Origin of the sequence: Polyangium fumosum (genome assembly GCF_005144585.1) — a bacterium.
Taxonomy (GTDB): Bacteria; Myxococcota_A; Polyangia; order Polyangiales; family Polyangiaceae; genus Polyangium; species Polyangium fumosum.
This window is the reverse complement of record NZ_SSMQ01000088.1, coordinates 1-16,319: the sequence shown is the minus strand read 5'-3', so window position 1 is coordinate 16,319 and position 16,319 is coordinate 1. Positions and strand designations below refer to the sequence as shown.

Sequence of the window (16,319 nt, the reverse complement as noted above, 5' to 3'; positions counted from 1 at the left end):
GACCAGGGGCTGTCCGCCCCTGGACCCGGACCAGCCAGGGGCTGGACCCCAAATCGATGAACTGCGCGGTGCGCAGTTCATCGAACAGGCCCGGTCAAGACTAGTAGCGGCGTTGCCAGCCGAGACAGCCGCGCTGTGGGTTCGGCTGGCGACCCGGGTTGTTCGTCGGCCTGTTTGAAAAACTGCGCGGAGCGCAGGTTTTCAACCCTGGGTCCAGCGCCTCGCTGGTCCGGGGTCGAGGGGGCGGACAGCCCCCCGCGGGGTCCGGGGCAGCGCCCCGGTGCGGCGCCCCGGCGCGGCGTATCGCCACTCAACCAGCCATGAGGGCGCGCAGGCGCGGGAACACTGCCTGGATGTCGTCCATCGACACCGCGCCCACGCTCAGCCGGAACCAGCCGTTTTCCTCTCGCAGCCCGAACGCCTGGAACGGCACGACTGCCAGGCCTGCTTCTTCCAGCAGCACCTTGCGGATCTCGTCGTTCGTCTGGATTGTCCGGCCTCGGATCGTCTTGCCGATCCAGTCGAAGCGCGCCGACAGGTAGATCGCCCCTTGTGGCGCGATCGCGTCGACGGGTAGGCCCTCGCGTTGCATCGTCGAGAACCCGGCGAAGAGCGCGTCGAGCCGCTCCTTCACCTTCGCCTTCGCGCCCGAGAGGAACGCGTTCATCGCGTCCGGCGCGTCGAGCAGCGCCGCCGTCGCGACTTGCTCGGCCTTCGGCGCCCAGGCGCCCACGTGCCCGAGGATGTCCGCCATGCGCCGCCGCACCGCGGGCGGCATGAACCCCCAGCCGACGCGCATGCCCGTCGCGCAGAACGACTTTGACAGCGCGTCGAGCAAGAGCGTGTACGGCGCGACCTCGGGCACGAGCGACACGGGCGTCTCGTGGTGCGCCTCGCCGTGGGTGAGCATCCAGTAGACCTGGTCGTACACGAGGAACACCGGGCGCAGGCCCTCGGCCTCCCGGCGGCGGTTCTCGCCCAGCACGAGCTCGGCGATGCGCCCGAGCTCGTCCTTCGAGATGACGGTGCCGGTCGGGTTCAGCGGCGAGTTCACGAGCAGCAGCCTGGCCGAGCCGATGTGCGGCCGAAAATCGTCGGCGGTCGGGAAGAAGTTCGACGCGGCCGAGACGGGGATCTCCACGGCCTTCGCGCCGGAGAGGTAGGCGTAGTGGTTGTTGTTCCAGGACGGGACCGGGTAGACGGCGACGTCGCCGGGATCGATGAGCGTGCGGTACGCGCCGTAGAGCAGGGGCCGGGCGCCGCCGGCGACGAGCACGGACTCGATCGGGTACTTGAGGCCGAGCTCGCGCTCGTAGAAGCGCACGAGCGCCTCGCGCAGGACGAGCACGCCGTCGGAGGGCGGGTAGTTCGTGTGGCCCTCGGCGAGCGCGGCGCGCGTGCCCTCGCAGAGCTCGGCGGGGATGGGGAAGTAGGCCGGATCGAAGTCGCCGACGGTGAGGTTGCAGATCTGGGCGCCCTTGGCCTTCATGGCCCGGATCTCGCCGGCAATCTTCAGGATCTCGGAGCCGATGACGCCACGCGCGAGCGCGGAGAGGCCGGCGTCACCGACCTCGAGCGGAGGAAATTCGAGGGCCGTTACCATGGGGGCGCGCGGAGCATACCCGCAGAACCGTGATCGGGGAATGGATGTTCGGAGCGGCGTCCAGGCGCAATCTGTCCGGGGCAGGGAAGCGGGGGCGGGCGCGCGAGCGGGCAGGAGCAAGAGCCTCTTCCACGCGCGCCATCTCCGCTGTACGCTCCGGGCAGCCATGCAAACGCACCTGGAGAAGATCGAGGGCCTCGAGAACTGGCAAGCGTGGGCCGGCGCAGGCGTGGGCCATTTCATCCGGGTCCGGCACGGGGAGCACCGCGAGGTGATGCTCTCGCGCTGGGACGTGCACACGATGCTCGAAAGCGCGACGGAAACCGTGTTTTCGACGCCGGGCTCCGGCGGGCGGACGACCTACACGCGTGGCTTCTCCGTGGCGCGTGGTGGAGCCGGTATCACGCCCGTGGAGCTCGTCGTGCGGAAGCCGGGGAGCGCCGGGGAATGGATGCAGGAGCTGATCACGCTCGGCGAGAGCGGGACGGAGAAGCTCTTCCAGGTCGGGACGTGGGTCGTGCGCGTGGGGCCCCCCGATTATTATGCGCACATCGTGGCCTCGACGGACGAGGCGGCCGCTTCGGCCTACCGCGCGGGCGGTGACGATTACAAGGCCATGTACCTCGGCTCCTCGGGGTGCAAGGACAAGACGGCGGCGCTCCTCGGCTTCTTGCAGGGCGATCCTCTGGTCGGTACGCCGCCCGAAATGGCGCGGCTCTGCGTGGCGATGTGCGTGTCGGAGGCGGCGCGCAACCATCGGACGTGGGGGATCAACCTCATGCTCCTCGACCTCTTGCGCCAGAACGCGGTGCCCGGCGGCTTCGGGGCCGTGATCCAGAATGAAATGCACCCGATGTCGAAGGGCGGGACGTACCAGCCGGGCAAGGTCGGGATGAAGGGCGGCCGCAAGTCCCGGGAGACGTGGGCCCACGAGACCGGGATCACGATGCTCTGGTTATCGACGTTCGCGGGCGTCCGCGCCGACATGGTGGACGGCAGCGAGCGCCGGTGGAGAGATCCGGTGAAGGGCGAGGCGTTCAGCGGAGTCGTGCGCGGACGACTCACGGACGCACTCGTCACGCGCTTCCGGAAGGTAGGCTGGGCCTGGGGGTGAAGACGCTGGGGCGTTGCCCCAGGCCCCAGGAGGGGGCTATCCGCCCCCTCCACCCCGGACCAGCCAGGGGCTGGACCCAAGCTCGATGAACTGCGCGATGCGCAGTTCATCGAACAGGCCCGGTCAAGACCAGAAGCGGCGTTGCCGATCGAGACAGCCGCGCTGCGGGTTCGGCTGGCCCTCCGGCTTCTTCGTCGGCCTGTTTGAAAAACTGCGCGGAGCGCAGTTTTTCAACCCTGGGTCCAGCGCCTCGCTGGTCCGGGGTCGAGGGGGCGGACAGCCCCCCGCGGGGTCCGGGGCAGAGCCCCGGGCGCGGCGGCTCCCCGTCACAGCGAATTCGCGAGGGCGCGCGCGACGGCGAGCATGAGCGTGCTGCGGTTTGCCGAGGCGCGCCCGCCGCTTACGAGCAGCGCGTCCACCTGGTGGTTCGAGATGAACTCCACCTCGATCAGGACCGAGCGGCACATCTTGCCGCTGTAACCGATGCCGGGGTCCCGCAGGATGCCCAGGCTCTTGTGCTTGGTGTCCGTGTCGGGCTTGATTTTTCGGTCCTTCGCGCCCCCGTCGATGCTCTTCATGGCATTGAAGAGCGCGGTCTGGACGGTCTGCGCGAGGGCTGTGTCCTCGCCCAGGTTTGCGTTGCCGTTGGAGCCGGCCTTGTAGAACGTCTCCGTGCCTCGCGCCGCCGCCACTCCGCCGTTGAAATGAATGCTGAGGAAGATGTCGGCCTTGTTCGTCTTCGCGACGTTGACCCGCGTGCTCAGCCCCGGATTGGTGTCTCCCGTGCGCGTCAAGACGACCTGCACGTCGGCATAGCCTCGACCTCGGAAGATCGATTTGCACGCCTCGCCGTCGAGGTGCTGCTTGAGGGTTTGCGCATACTGGAGCGTCAGGGTCTTCTCCAGGACGCCTGAGACCGCCGTCGCGTTGTTCGGGCTGCTCCCGCCTACCATGGCGGTCCCGCCGTGACCGGGATCGATGACGATGACCCGCCTGTCCTTGCACGTGCTGCATGTTTGCGCGGCCGGCTGGTTCGCGTCGGGGACGTTGGACGGCGAGGCCGGCGAATTTGCGTTCGAGACCGAGTCGGGCGTGGCGGGGGGTCTTGCTTGTGTCATCGACTTTCCCTTAGGCGAGCTCGTTCTCGAGGACCGCTTCGAACCAGACGAGGGTGCGACGTTCGAGTTTTTCGGCGACGATGGCGGGGCCGTCCTCTTCACGCCGCGCGAGTGTTTTGCTGATCCATGGGAACAGCGGATCGTCGTCGCACCGATGACCAAAGGCGACCATGAGCACGGCCATCAGCGCTATCGAGCGGGGCTGGGTGAAGCCGTACGTGTCGCGGGCGCGCCCCACGGCGTCGCTGACGAGGAGCTGCATCGTCTCCGGGCCGCTGTACGCGAGTTTCTCCGGCCACACCTGCCCGAGCAGGCGCAGGATGTCTTGCTCGATCGCGTCCTGATGGAGCGGCAGATCGTTTGCCTGGGCGAGGCGAAGCAGCCTCCGGAGCGCGCCGCGCATGTAGCGGCTGTCCGAGCCGCCGACCTCGCGGAGGTACTCACAGACCTTCTCGTGCAACGCGTCGGCCTTGAGCATCTCCTCGGCGAAATCGTCACGCACGAGGATCTCGGCCATCCACGGGTATTGCGGGTCCGTCGGGAAGCTGCTGCCGAAGAGGAGCATGCAGTCGATGTAGAAATGCACCGGGCCGCGCCGGGTGAACCCGTACCGGGATGCCATCTCGATCGCGGCCTGGATCGCGTGGCGCAACTGCTCCGGGGTGAGCGTCTTGCAGAGGTTCGGGGAGAACACCTTGCAATGCTCGATCATCTCGTCCTCGAAGGACTTCATCGCCGACTTCTGGAAGGCGTCCAGGGAGGCTTGGCGGATGATCATCGTGGCTCCTCGGCTCCTCGTGTCGTGACGTTACGCCTCAGGCGATGATGACTCCATCACGCGCGGTGATGTGCAGGTGGTTGCCGTGGAGCTTCGAATTCCCGTCGTTCTGCCGGTTCGGCGTCGCCGCCTGGTTGTCCCTCGTGTTGCTATCCATCTCCCACGGATCGAAGCATTGCTTGACCCCCGGGTTCTGCTGGAGCGACCTCCGGAAGCCCTGCACGTGGAGCGGTTGGTTCTTGTCGCGCTCCGCCTCGTACGCCGCCTTGTTCGCGTCGGTCGGCTTCGCCTGGAAGGCTTGCAGGAGCCGCACCTCCGTGGCGTTGGCGCCCGCGGTGCGGAACATCCGCGTGCCGCCCACGTTGTTCACGTCCACGCCGAGCCCGGCGCGATGCGCGATCGAGCCCAGACAAGGGCGCCAGTTCGAGCTCATCGAGATGGCCGTCACGCTCGAATCCACGGCGGCCTTCAGGATCGCCGCGAACCCCGCGGGGTGCACGCGCGGCAGGCCATCCGTCGTGAGGCTGAAGCTCGTGATGTTGTCCCTCGGGTTGTCGGCGTCCGCGAACGTGAGCGTCGTCGTGAATGCGGCCTGGGTGCCCGACGCCGGGATCGTCAACGTCAACGTGTTGCCGGTGAGGCCCCCGTACAGGATCCGCAGGGCCGCGATGATCTCCGCGCGTGTCCCGGCCGGCACCGCGGCGTCGACATCCGCGGCGGTGAACTTGTGCGTCACCTTCATCCAGATGTCGCCCGTGAGCGGGGCATTGTACTTCTCGAGGGCTTTCTCGGTGGCCACGAGCACGGGCGTGTCGGGGTCGTTGTGTTTGCCCTTTTTCTCCTTGACCGTCACCCGGACGTTCCGATCCTTGGGCGTCACCGCGTATACGGCGTTCTTGCGTCGCCCCGGAGCGGCGTCGCTGTTCAGGAACAGGCTCACCTTCTGGCCGGAGTTGACGGTGACGGTGATCGCGCCGTCCCCGCCGCTGACACGCGCGACCGAATTCCGGTATGCGGCCTGCACCTCGTCGTCGACGGCGACCGCATAGGGAATGCTGAGCGTGCTCGATGTGGCCGAGGTGTTGAAGATGTAGGTCACGGTCCGCTTCGCGGCGACCCGATCCTCGGTCGCGGCCGGGTTGTTCTGCCGCGTGGTCGATACCTTGGGGTCTCCTTGCGCCATGTCAGCACCCCTCGTCCAGCGGAGCGTCCGGGCCCGAGGGGAGATCGCCTCCCCACGTGACCTTCACCTGCTGCTCCTTCAGCGTCCCGACGCGGATCGTATATCCCTCGTCGTCCGTGCGACCCGTGTAGACGGTCCCGTCCTCGAGCTCGATACGATAGGGCATTTCCGGGATCGGCTCCTCCGACCGCTCGTCGATCGCCCGGAAGCACTCCGTGTAATGATCGAGCTCCGGGTCCTCGGGCTTCTCCGGCTTGGCGCCGCGGCCCTCGCCGGGGGCGCCGCCGTTGTTGATCGCCACCACCGTGCCCTCGATCGTCACGCCGCTCCCGTCGAATTTGAGAAAGCCCCCGGGCCCGCGCAGGGTGAAGGATTGCCCTCCCTCCCCGACGTAGTTCTCGCCCCCCACGACGTGCACCTCGTTGGCCGCCTTGAGCGCGTACCTTCCCCCGACCTTCTCCTCCCGGAAATCCGCGGTCGTCAGCGATTGTTTGCCGTCGATCCGCTCGCTCCGGTTGCCCTTCACCTCGTCGCTCACGTCGACGTCGATCCGCTCGCGTTTCTTTTGCTTCGTGATCGCGTCCGCGTCCTTGCCCACCCAGCGCTTGCGCGACCCGTCCGTGTGCTCCCGCTCGTCCCGCTTCACGAGCTTCTGCCGGTCGTGGCCCACCGTCGCGAATTCGTTCTCCTTGACGAGCCGCGTGCGGTTCTTCTCCGCTTGTTGCCAGACGAGCTCCTGCTTCGCGAGATCCTCGAACATGATCTCGTTGAACCCCTTCGAGCCCTGCGAGGAGTCGCTCTTCCACGTGCTGCGCGTCTTGTGCTCCGGCAGCCTGTACGGCACCTGCTGCACGGCGTTGTAGACACGCCCCATCACGAACGGCAGATCGGGATCCCCCTCGGCGAACCCCACGAGCACCTCTTGCCCGATGCGCGGCAAGACGATCATCCCGTATCCCATGCCGCCCCAGCCCTGGTTCACCCGGAGCCAGCAGGAGCTGTCCTCGTCCTTTTTCCCCTCGCGATCCCAGGGGAATTGCACGCGGACCCGGCCAAACTCGTCCGTATGGATCTCCTGCCCCGAGGGGCCCACCACGATCGCGCACTGGAGCCCGTGCACGATCGGCTTCTGCGTCCGGCGCGGCGGGCGGTACGGCACCTCGGCGAAGACCGCCTGACCGAGCAGGCTCCACTCGCCCTCCGCCGTCCCCTCGAACGTCGTCTCCAGCACGAGCAGCTTCCGATCGGACGAGAGCTCCGCGTGCGGGTGCCGGGTCATCGAAAAGACGACCCCCGGCGCGAGATCGTACGTATTGGCCTCGAACGAGATCGCCCGCACCCCCACGCGTTCGCCGTGGAGCGCCTTCTCCGAAAGCTCGCTGCCGTACTTCTCGTCGTGCCGCGCAATCCCCTTGTCGTCGGCCACCGGCGTCCCGCCGCCCTTGCCCGTCTCGACGAGGAACGCACCCTGATCGAAGTGGTATTGCTCGGAGCCGGTCGCCGCGGGCGCGCGGCCAAAGAGCTCGAAATCGGGGTTCCGGAACTCGTAATCCCGGATCGTGTAGCTGCCCGGGCGAACGTCGTGCGAGAGGCGCACGGCCGTCACGTACTCTTGCTCCGCGGCCTGCGCCGGATGATCGACGTACCGAAGGCCGTCGCCCGGACGCGCGGGGTTCGCCTGGAGCTGGTCGGCGAACGTGAGCGTGCCGCCCTGATCGTCGGGGAACGTGAACGCGATGCCCGCCTCTTCGAGGAGCCGGCTCAGGAAGGCGTAATCGCTCTCCCCGTACTGGACCTTGTATTCGAGCTTCGGATACTTCGCCCGCTCGACCCTCCAGGCCTTCTCGATGCCCCACTCGCCGAGCAACACGTCGACGATGTCGGGGATGGAGAGCTGCTGGAAGATGCGGTTGTTCCGGCGGTAGCGCAGCCGGAAGAGCTCGGGGACGATCTCGACGTGGTACGTCGAGAGCCCCCGCTGCCCCGCCTGCGGCTGGAGCGCGTGGACCTGCTCCGCGAAGGCGACGATCCCCTTCCACGTGCGCGCGCCGAGGCCCGAGACGTGCAGGTAACCCGGCGCGGACCGGAACGTCGCCGGTTTGTCCAGGATGGCGCCGAGGTCGAAGGCCGGATCCGGGGACCGGCCCCAGATCGAGACCGAGAACAGCGACGAGGTCGCCTCTTTCACGACGAAACGCCGCACGGAGAGCTCGCCCGCGGCGAGCGACAACTCAAGGGTGGCCATGGCCTTCGCTCCTCATGTGCCCAGGCGTCTTCATGGCGTCTCCCTCTCGCGCTGCCGCCGTTCCTCTTTCGCGCGCGCCTTCTCCTCGCACTCCTCGACGAAGGGTCGGTCCGTGAGGAGCGTCTCGGCCTGCGCGCTCGATCCGATGATCACCGATGGGCAGCCCGAGACGATCTTGCCCCCGTGGGTCGTCGGATCGCCCTTCCGCGCCGCGTCCTTATCGCCGATGATCACCGTCGGCTCGCCCTGCACGATCGCCGCGCCGCACGCCTCGAGGTCGCCCACGCGCGACTGCGGCATGTAGCCGACGATCACCGTCTCCTCGCCGGTCACGATGGCGTTGATGGCGTGCCCCGGGATGGGACAGGCATGTCGGTCGCTGATTCTTGCTGCCGGAGGCATGGTCCTTCTCCTCCTATTGCCCGATCAGCGTCACGCTGACGTCGTCCACCTCGGCCTCGACCGCGGCTTCCGGCTCGTCGGGGCTCGAGCCCTTGCCGCTGCCCGGCGACCCGCCGCTGTTGATCCGCACGACCTTGCCGCGAATGGTCACGCCGCTTTGATCGATGCGGACAAACCCGCCCGGGCCCTTGATCGTCAGGTCCTGGCCCGCCTCGATCACGACGGCCGTGCCGCCCTGCAGGTGGATTTCATCGCTCACGCCGATCGCGTAGCTCTTGCCGACGAGCTCGTGCCGGTCGCCCTTCACCGTCAGGGATTGTTTGCCCTCGATGCGCTGGTTGCGCTTGCCGAACACGCGCAGGTGCGAGTCGCCCTCGACACGCTCGCGCTTGTTCTGCTTGATGACGATGTCCTGGTCGCGACCGACGAAGACCTTGAGGAAGCCGAGCGTCTTGTCCTGCTCGTCGTTCTTGACGAGCTTCTGCCGATCCTGGCCGATCGTGATCGTCTCGTCATTCTTCACGAGCCTTCGCCGGTTCTTCTGGGCCTGCTCGTAGACGAGCTCGCCGCCCTTCGAATCCTCGAACATGATCTCGTTGAAGCCTTCGGAGCCGGTCGACGTATCGCTCTTCCACGTGCTGCGCGTCTTGTGATCCGGCAGCTTGTACGGCACGGCCTGCTTCGCGTTGTAGACGCGGCCCACGATGATCGGCTGGTCCGGGTCGCCTTCGAGGAACCCGACCATCACCTCCTGCCCGATGCGCGGCAGCACGATCATGCCATACCCGGTCCCGGCCCAACCCTGGCTCACGCGGATCCAGCAGGAGCTGTTGTCGTCGTAGTGGCCCTCGCGATCCCAGGGGAACTGGACGCGGACCCGGCCAAACTCGTCGGTGTGGATCTCCTGGCCCTTCGGCCCGACGACACGCGCGCTCTGCACGCCCTCGACCCGCGGCTTCGTCGTCCGTTGCGCCGGCCGGTAGGGCGCCTCCGTGAAGACCGCTTGCCCCGACATGCTCCACTCGCCCTCGGGCGTGCCTTCCACGGAAAACTCCGTCACGAGGAGCTTCGTCGACTCCGAGAGATCGCCGTGCGGGTGCCTGTCGATCGAGATGATCTGGCCGGGCCAGAGATCGATCGTGTTCGTGTCGAACGAGACCACGCGCCTGTCGGCCCGCGCGCCGCCGAGCATCCGCCCCGCGCGCCCCTTGCCGAAGTTTTGCTCGTGCCGCGCGACGCCTTTGTCATCCGCGACGGGCGTGTCGCCGCCCTTGCCGCCCTCGACCAGGAATCCGCCGGGCTCGTAATGGTACTGCTCGTATTTCGCCTCGGGCCCGGAGGCCTTGGGCGCCTCGCCGAAGAGCTCGAACGAGGGGTTGCGGAAGTCGTGGTCGCGGATCGTGTGCGCGCCGGGGCGCAGCCCGTAGGACAGGCGGACGGAGGAGACGAACTCCTTCTCGGCTTCCTGGTTCGGGTTGTCCACGTAGGGGAGGGCGCCGCCCGGGCGCGGGGCGTTGGATTCGAGCTTGTCCGAGAGCGTGAGGTTCGAGCCCTTCGCGTCGTCGTCCGGGAAGGTGTAGGCGATTCCGGCCTCTTCGAGCATGCGGCTGAAGAACGCGAAATCACTCTCGCCGTACTGGACGCGATATTCGAGCTTCGGGTACTTGCCCCGATCGATCTGCCAGATCCGCTCGACGCCCCAGTCGCCGAGCAGCTCGTCGATGATGTCGGGGGCCGAGAGGTGCTGGAAGATGCGGTAGTTGCGGCGCTGCGTGAGCGTCCACAGGCCCGGGACGATGCGCAGCGAGTAGGTCGAGAGCTCGTGCGCCCCCGACCCCGGCTGCACGGCCTGCACTTGCTCGATCGAGCTCACGATGCCGGTCCAGAGCCGCGCCCCGCCGAGCCGCGCGAAGAGATACCCGCTCACCACCCGGAGGGAGGCGGGTTGCCCGATGATCGCTTCGAGATCGATGCTCGGGCTCTCGGAGCGCGCCCAGACGGAGACCGTGAACAGGCCCGAGACGGACTCGTGGACCGAGAAGCGCCGGACCGAGAGGGAGCTTTCCCCGCAAGCAAATGACAGCTCCAAGATAGCCATGCGCGCGACACCTCGGCGGCGAGGTTACCAAGGCTCAGATTTGCCTGTAAAGCAGGATCGTGCGCGTTTGCGCCCAACAAAGCGAGCCCGCGCGGCGAGGCGGCTGTCAGGTTTGTGTACATGTTGCTGCTCAAACCAACCCGAGGGTCGACTTCGTCGTCGTGTCCTCGCGGGGCCGACAGGGAGCAGGTTGTGGGCACGCGAGGGGGTTCGAACGTTGGAAGGGGCGTCGGAGAACGTGACGCGAGGGTGTTCGAAGGCTCGAACGGGCGCGCGTCACGGTGACGCGGGGGTGCTCGAACGTTTGGAGACCCGCGGGAGACGGTGACGCGAGGGTGTTCGAAGGCTCGAACGGGCGCGCGTCACGGTGACGCGTGGGGGATCGAACGTTTGGAGACCCGGAGGAGACGGTGACGCGCGGGTGTTCGAAGGCTCGAATGGGCGCGCGTCACGGTGACGCGAGGGGGTTTTGACGTTCGGAGACGCGCAGACCGCCGCGGACGCGGGAGCCGCCTTCTATGGAGAGGCCGTGGTCTCGCGGGTTCGCGTGGTCAGCGTCGCATCCGGCGACGGCCGCGCGCGAGGGCGAGGAGGAGTCCGGCCATGGGAAGGGCGACGGATTCCATTCCCGTGGAGGTGGAATCTCCTGCCGCCGAGCACGTGCAACCGCCCTCTTGGGTGGGGCCCGGCGTCGAAGGCGAGCCACCGCTGCCGCCCGCGCCGCCCGCGCCGCCGCTTGCCAAACCCGCTCCCGCAACCGCTTCGGTTTCCGCCGCCGCTTCCGCTTTGCGTCGAGGCTTCTTGATCCGCGGATGCTTGCGCCGTCACTTGTCGGGACGCTTCGGCTCCGGCATGGGCGTTCCTGTGAAGGGGTTGATGCGTGGTCCCGGCGGCCGCTCCTCGGGGGGAAGCTCGGGCGAGCCGGGCCAGGTGATGCCCACCTTTTGCAGGAGCCGTTGAACGCCGAGCAGTTGCTTCGGATCGGGCGGCTTGGGGATCAGCGTTGCGATCTCGTCGGTCGTGAATTCCGTGGGGCCCTGCAACCGCCGATCGACCACCGCGTCGATGATCGCGTGGATGGGTGCGTCTTTCGTTCGGGCGCGCTCCGCTGCTTTCGCGGCAAGTTCCCCCAGTAAGCAGAAGGGGAGGCGACCGTTTTGGAGCATGCCCCAGGGGACGAGTCGCTCGGCGCCCGGGCATTTCGGGTCGTCGAAGAGCGTGCCCGCGACGCGATCGCCGTGGAGCCAAAAGCCGACCCCGGCCAACCTCTCCGTATACATTTTCTTGTTCGGTAACTTCCCCTTGTACACATCGCTGCGCGCGGAGAGCATGCCGGCGGCCAACTGAAAGGCTGGCTCCAGCTCAGCGGGGAGCCCCGGCACAGCCGGGCGCACATCCTCTGGGCCACCCGTCACTGTGTCAGGCGTCAGGCCGAGCCTAGCAATCGGGCCAAACCCCTTCTCGTACGCGAGACCAACGACGCCCGCCTCGGTCCAGGCCACGACATCTTCGTCGCCACATCCGCTGTCGGTCCGCAAGGCTCCTCGATGCACGTCTCCCGTCCAGCTCGAGTAGTCGCAGACGGGATACGCCAGACCGCTCCCCAGTGCTGCGACGAGGCTTTCCACGTAGGCGCGCAGCGCGGCGCGCACGATGGCGCCGCGGTCGAAGGCGAGGCGTCCGCGGGGATGGTTGCGTAGGACCATGTGCCTCGCCTAGACCACGTTTGTCCGGGCGTCAACGTGGGCGCGTCACGGCGTGTACGCTTTCGCGGCGTTGACCCGTTGTACCTCCTCGACCGGCGGGTTGTTGTTTGAAAGCCACTCGTTGAGCGCCCTCGAGATGACCGCCGCGTTCTTGTTCGAGTTCGTGCCCCAGTCGCAACTGCGCTGGTCCTTCCTGGGCACGACGTGGTTCACCTCTGCCCTCAAGCCTGGGTCAAAGGGCGGAGTTTTGCTCTTTGGATCGTGGAGCACGAGCGGTTCCTCGCACTCTGCGGACACTTCCTCGCAGTTCGCGTTGTACACCGTGCAAGTCCACTTGAAGCCCGCGAGATCGGAGTGGATCTCGCCGCCATGCGCTTTGCGGTTGACCTGGAGAATATACTCGTGCTGCAAGAGCGACGTGCCATCGGCGGCAAGCACGCCGCTGTCACAGTTGTTGAACTTATGCCCCGGTCCGACCGTGGGCGGCTCGGGCAAGTCGCGATACGGCCCGCTCACCTCCGTCGGCACGCCGTCGACGTCGACGAGCGGCGTCTGCCTTGGCGCGGGCTCATAGCTGATGACGATGTGGATCGCGGGGTCCGGCCCGACCTGGCGAAAGTAGTTCTCCGTGCCGGGGATACGCTCGCACGCCGGGTAGTTCTTGTCGTAGGGCGCCGCTCCGAAGACCTCTGGGACCCGCACGCCATCGTCGCACGCTTTCTGAGGGGTCTCGTAGAAGCAGTTGAACGTGGGGGTCGGGCCCTCGGACATGTAACAAGCGCTCCTGAACGCGGCGATATACTTCTCGCGCAGCGCGATGTCCGTGCTCGGATTGCCCAGGAGCTGGATGCGATAACGCATGCACGCATCTCCCATGGACGTCGAGCATTGGGCCTTCGTATCCGTCGGGGTATCGGGTTGCGTCGGGCACGATGGGAGAGACCCCGGCTCCTTTGAACCGCACGCCCCCGTCACCCCCGCCCCACCCAAGCCCCACACCAGCACGCCCAGCATGGCCGAGCGGACTCTCGTCATTGCTTGCATGGTGTACGGAGTTGCACATTCATCGGCTCGGCGGCAACGGAAAACCAGCCAGGGGGCTCGCGATGCGCCCGGGAACCGAGCGTCCCATGACGGTGACCGGATCGGCGGGAGCCGCGGGAGTCGCGGGAGTCGCGGGAGCGATACACAATCAGATGTCTCTTGCCGCTGCCGCTGCCGCCCGCGCCGCCGCTTCCGCCTGCGCCGCCGCTTCCGCAGCTCGGATCGGTGGCGCCCGACGTACAGGCGCTGAGCTGGCACGAATCGCCCTCCGTGCACGCATCGCCGTCTTCACACGCCGTCCCGTCCGGCATGGCGGCATCGGCAGGACATTTCACCGCCGCGCCGTCACAAGCGCGCCATAGGCCTCCGGGGCGCCCGACTGCACGGCGTGAATGTAGGCCGCGCGGAGATCCTTCGGCATCTCGGTCGACGTGGCATGCGCCGGTGACGCCGAAGAAGGCTCGGACGGGGAATCAGGGAGGGAATCGGCGCCACACGAAGCGGCCACCGTCACGAGGGCTCCGGCGGCCATGGGCCGGAACCAAGAATGCCGTAGCACGGCGAATTGCGACATGCGCGCACCCCTACGGCCGCGCGAAGAAAAGGTCAAGCGGCGTCCGCGTGACGTTTTCGCGCGGCGTCACCGGAGCGGGTGCGCGACGAGATCCTCGGCCAGCTTGCGGAGCGCCACCTCCCGTGGGTGCCCCTCGCGCCAGACGAGCCGGAACCAGTCGATCGGCAGCTTCACCTTCGGCAAGATTGGCACGAGCCGGCCCCGGCGAAGATCCCCCTCGACGAAATACTGTGGCAGCACGGCGACCCCCGCGCCCGCGAGGGCGCGCAGCCGCACGGCGCCTATCGTGCCGAGGTATTCTACGCGTCGAAAGGCCCAATCCTCGCTCCCCGGGCGGGCGTCGAGGAAATAGCGGAAGAGCGGCAGGTCGCGGTGCGTATCGAGGAGCGTGTGCGCGGCGCAATCTTCTCGACACGCGAGGGGGCGAGCCGCGAGCAGCTCTCGTTGCCCCACGAAGACGTACCTCTCCTCGTGCAGGCGCGCGTAGGAAAACCCTGCGTCCGAGAGCCGCGCGCTCGAAATGAAGGCGTCGATCCCGTCGCGCTGCACTTGCCGGACGAGCTCCGGCGTATCGCCGAACGAGAGGTGGAGCCTGCGCTCGGGGCGCGCCGCGTCGAGCGCGTCGAGCGCCGGGACGAGCCAGCTCAGGCCGAGCTCGAAGCGCGTGCCGATCGTGAGCTCGTAAGGCATGGGCGCGCCGTCTTCGTGGAGCACGACCTCGCCGCACCGGCGCGCCTGATCGAGGCAACGTTGCGCCTCCGGCACGAGGCGTTCGCCCGCGGCGGTGAGCGCGACGCGGCGGGTCGTGCGGTCGAACAAGGACGCGCCGAGCGTGTCTTCGAGGCGCTGGATCCGATCGCTGAACGCCGCGGGCGATAACGCGACCACGCGCGCCGCGACGCGGAAGCTCAGGTGGCGCGCCGCGGCCAGGAAACAACGGAGTGATTCGAGGTCGGGGAGAGAGGCGCTGGGGCGGAGGGAAGGAGTGTCGATCATCGTTCGGTCGTTCCGAACGATACCGTATCGAACAATCCGATTCACAGGACATTCGATGCACCGCATCTTAGGAAGAACCAACGGTGGACCCGTGCGGCGCACGGGATTCCGTTTGGATCCGTTCTGCTTGACATGAGGTATGCAATGAACATCGAAAAGCTCTTCAATGTCCTGGTCCTGGGTGGCGCGGCGCTTGGTCTCACGGCTTGCCACCAAGCGAGCGAGGGGGGAGACGGCGGCGACGGGGGCGCGGCGGGCGCGAGCAGCGTGAACGGCGGGAATGGCGGGAACGGCGGGAATGGCGCGGGCGGAAGCGGAGGGAATGGCGCGACGACGGGGAGCGGCGGCGCGGGCGGGGAGGGCGCGACGACGGGGAGCGGCGGCGCGGGCGGGGAGGGCGCGACGACGGGGAGCGGCGGCGCGGGCGGCGCGAGCAACCTCGAATGCTCGGAGCCCCCCGGCGACCCGTCCGATCCTTGTGGCTGCCCGTGCTGCTGGGCCGCGAATTGCCTGAATACGGAGCCGTGCTGCGACGGATTCTGCGCGGTGGGCAATGCCGGGGCAGGCTGCTGCGGTGGCTGATGTCGGGGCCCGGGCCGCGCGCGAAGCTGCGGCGCAGATCTGGCGGAACCGCGCGCGCGCCGAGCTCGAAGCGGCCGCGCGGTTCACGCGGCTCGCGGGCGAACTCGCGGCGTGCGACGCCGTGGCGCCCGTGGTGACGATGGCCCGCGAGGCAGCCGAGGACGAGCGGCGCCACGCGGAGCGATGTGGGGGGCTCGTGCGCGAGCTCGGGGGCAAGCCCTTCGAGCTCGGGGCCGTGCCCGCTCCACGCGGGGTCACGCCCGGCGGACTCGGGCCGCGGGAGCGGCTGCTTTATGAGGTGGTCGCGATGTCGTGCGTGACGGAGACGTTGAGCGCGGCGCTTCTCGGCGAGCTCGTCGCGCGTGCGACCGATCCGCTGGTGCGTGAAACCATGCAATCGATCCTGCGCGACGAGATCGACCACGCGCGGCTCGGGTGGGCGCACCTCGCGGCCGAGCACGAGCGCGGCGCCATGGACGTCGTGGGCCCCTCGCTCCCGGCGATGCTCGCGGGCACGATCTCCGAGGAGCTTTTCTCGTCCTGGGCAGAGCACCCGGCCCAGGAGGCGCTCTCCGGCCTCGGCGCGCTGGATCGCGCCGAGCGAAGGCGGATCTTCTCCGAGACGATGTCCCTCGTGGTGTTCCCAGGGCTACGGCGCTTCGGGGTCGATACGAGCCGAGGGGAGAGGTGGCTCGCGGAGAGGCTGCCGTAGTCTCATCTCGAAGCCGCTTCGCTGGGGCTTTGCCCCAGGCCCCAGCAGGGGCTATCCGCCCCTGCACCCGGACCAGCCAGGGGCTGGACCCAGGCTCGATGAACTGCGCTCCGCGCAGTTCATCGAACAGGCCCGGTCAAGACCGGCAGCGACCCTGCCAACCG

At 67.9% G+C, this 16,319-nt stretch carries 15 protein-coding genes; 3 read left to right on the top strand and 12 right to left on the bottom strand.

Features of this window, described 5'->3' with window-relative positions:
* Positions 1 to 310 precede the first annotated feature (310 nt).
* A complete protein-coding gene (locus E8A74_RS45675) occupies positions 311 to 1,603 on the bottom strand; it encodes a pyridoxal phosphate-dependent aminotransferase (RefSeq protein ID WP_136935464.1) in 1,293 nt (430 codons plus the stop codon).
* A gap of 166 nt (positions 1,604 to 1,769) precedes the next feature.
* Here E8A74_RS45675 and E8A74_RS45670 point away from each other — a divergent pair, with 166 nt between their 5' ends.
* Complete coding sequence (locus tag E8A74_RS45670) at positions 1,770 to 2,717, top strand: hypothetical protein (RefSeq protein ID WP_136935463.1); 948 nt, start codon at positions 1,770 to 1,772, stop codon at positions 2,715 to 2,717.
* A 326-nt stretch (positions 2,718 to 3,043) separates the two neighbouring features.
* On the opposite strand, the gene E8A74_RS45665 is transcribed toward E8A74_RS45670, so the two are convergent.
* The 11 genes from E8A74_RS45665 to E8A74_RS45620 form a co-directional block, all read right to left on the bottom strand.
* A complete protein-coding gene (locus E8A74_RS45665) occupies positions 3,044 to 3,835 on the bottom strand; it encodes an N-acetylmuramoyl-L-alanine amidase family protein (protein WP_136935462.1) in 792 nt (263 codons plus the stop codon).
* Between the two features lie 10 nt (positions 3,836 to 3,845).
* The gene (locus tag E8A74_RS45660) at positions 3,846 to 4,613 is read right to left on the bottom strand and encodes a hypothetical protein (protein ID WP_136935461.1); all 768 of its coding nucleotides are present in this window, start codon (positions 4,611 to 4,613) and stop codon (positions 3,846 to 3,848) included.
* 37 nt (positions 4,614 to 4,650) lie between these two features.
* A complete protein-coding gene (locus E8A74_RS45655) occupies positions 4,651 to 5,796 on the bottom strand; it encodes a hypothetical protein (RefSeq protein WP_136935460.1) in 1,146 nt (381 codons plus the stop codon).
* 1 nt (position 5,797) lies between these two features.
* Complete coding sequence (locus tag E8A74_RS45650) at positions 5,798 to 8,041, bottom strand: type VI secretion system Vgr family protein (RefSeq protein ID WP_136935459.1); 2,244 nt, start codon at positions 8,039 to 8,041, stop codon at positions 5,798 to 5,800.
* A gap of 30 nt (positions 8,042 to 8,071) precedes the next feature.
* Positions 8,072 to 8,443 carry a PAAR domain-containing protein gene (locus E8A74_RS45645; RefSeq protein WP_136935458.1) on the bottom strand — a complete coding sequence of 124 codons (372 nt, stop codon included), beginning with the start codon at positions 8,441 to 8,443 and terminating at the stop codon, positions 8,072 to 8,074.
* A 13-nt stretch (positions 8,444 to 8,456) separates the two neighbouring features.
* The gene (locus E8A74_RS45640; protein WP_136935457.1) at positions 8,457 to 10,541 is read right to left on the bottom strand and encodes a type VI secretion system Vgr family protein; all 2,085 of its coding nucleotides are present in this window, start codon (positions 10,539 to 10,541) and stop codon (positions 8,457 to 8,459) included.
* A gap of 551 nt (positions 10,542 to 11,092) precedes the next feature.
* The gene (locus E8A74_RS56205) at positions 11,093 to 11,284 is read right to left on the bottom strand and encodes an MYXO-CTERM sorting domain-containing protein (RefSeq protein ID WP_420814237.1); all 192 of its coding nucleotides are present in this window, start codon (positions 11,282 to 11,284) and stop codon (positions 11,093 to 11,095) included.
* An 81-nt stretch (positions 11,285 to 11,365) separates the two neighbouring features.
* Positions 11,366 to 12,193 carry a hypothetical protein gene (locus E8A74_RS45635; protein ID WP_136935456.1) on the bottom strand — a complete coding sequence of 276 codons (828 nt, stop codon included), beginning with the start codon at positions 12,191 to 12,193 and terminating at the stop codon, positions 11,366 to 11,368.
* Between the two features lie 99 nt (positions 12,194 to 12,292).
* Positions 12,293 to 13,108 (bottom strand): hypothetical protein, encoded by an 816-nt coding sequence (locus E8A74_RS45630; RefSeq protein WP_136935455.1) that lies wholly within the window; start codon positions 13,106 to 13,108, stop codon positions 12,293 to 12,295.
* Between the two features lie 514 nt (positions 13,109 to 13,622).
* Positions 13,623 to 13,865 (bottom strand): hypothetical protein, encoded by a 243-nt coding sequence (locus tag E8A74_RS45625; protein ID WP_136935454.1) that lies wholly within the window; start codon positions 13,863 to 13,865, stop codon positions 13,623 to 13,625.
* A 66-nt stretch (positions 13,866 to 13,931) separates the two neighbouring features.
* Complete coding sequence (locus E8A74_RS45620) at positions 13,932 to 14,861, bottom strand: LysR family transcriptional regulator (RefSeq protein ID WP_170229874.1); 930 nt, start codon at positions 14,859 to 14,861, stop codon at positions 13,932 to 13,934.
* A 144-nt stretch (positions 14,862 to 15,005) separates the two neighbouring features.
* Here E8A74_RS45620 and E8A74_RS53465 point away from each other — a divergent pair, with 144 nt between their 5' ends.
* A complete protein-coding gene (locus E8A74_RS53465) occupies positions 15,006 to 15,443 on the top strand; it encodes a hypothetical protein (protein WP_170229873.1) in 438 nt (145 codons plus the stop codon).
* Complete coding sequence (locus tag E8A74_RS45610) at positions 15,436 to 16,155, top strand: ferritin-like domain-containing protein (protein WP_136935452.1); 720 nt, start codon at positions 15,436 to 15,438, stop codon at positions 16,153 to 16,155. The genes E8A74_RS53465 and E8A74_RS45610 overlap by 8 nt, the downstream gene beginning before the upstream one ends.
* Positions 16,156 to 16,319: the final 164 nt, after the last annotated feature.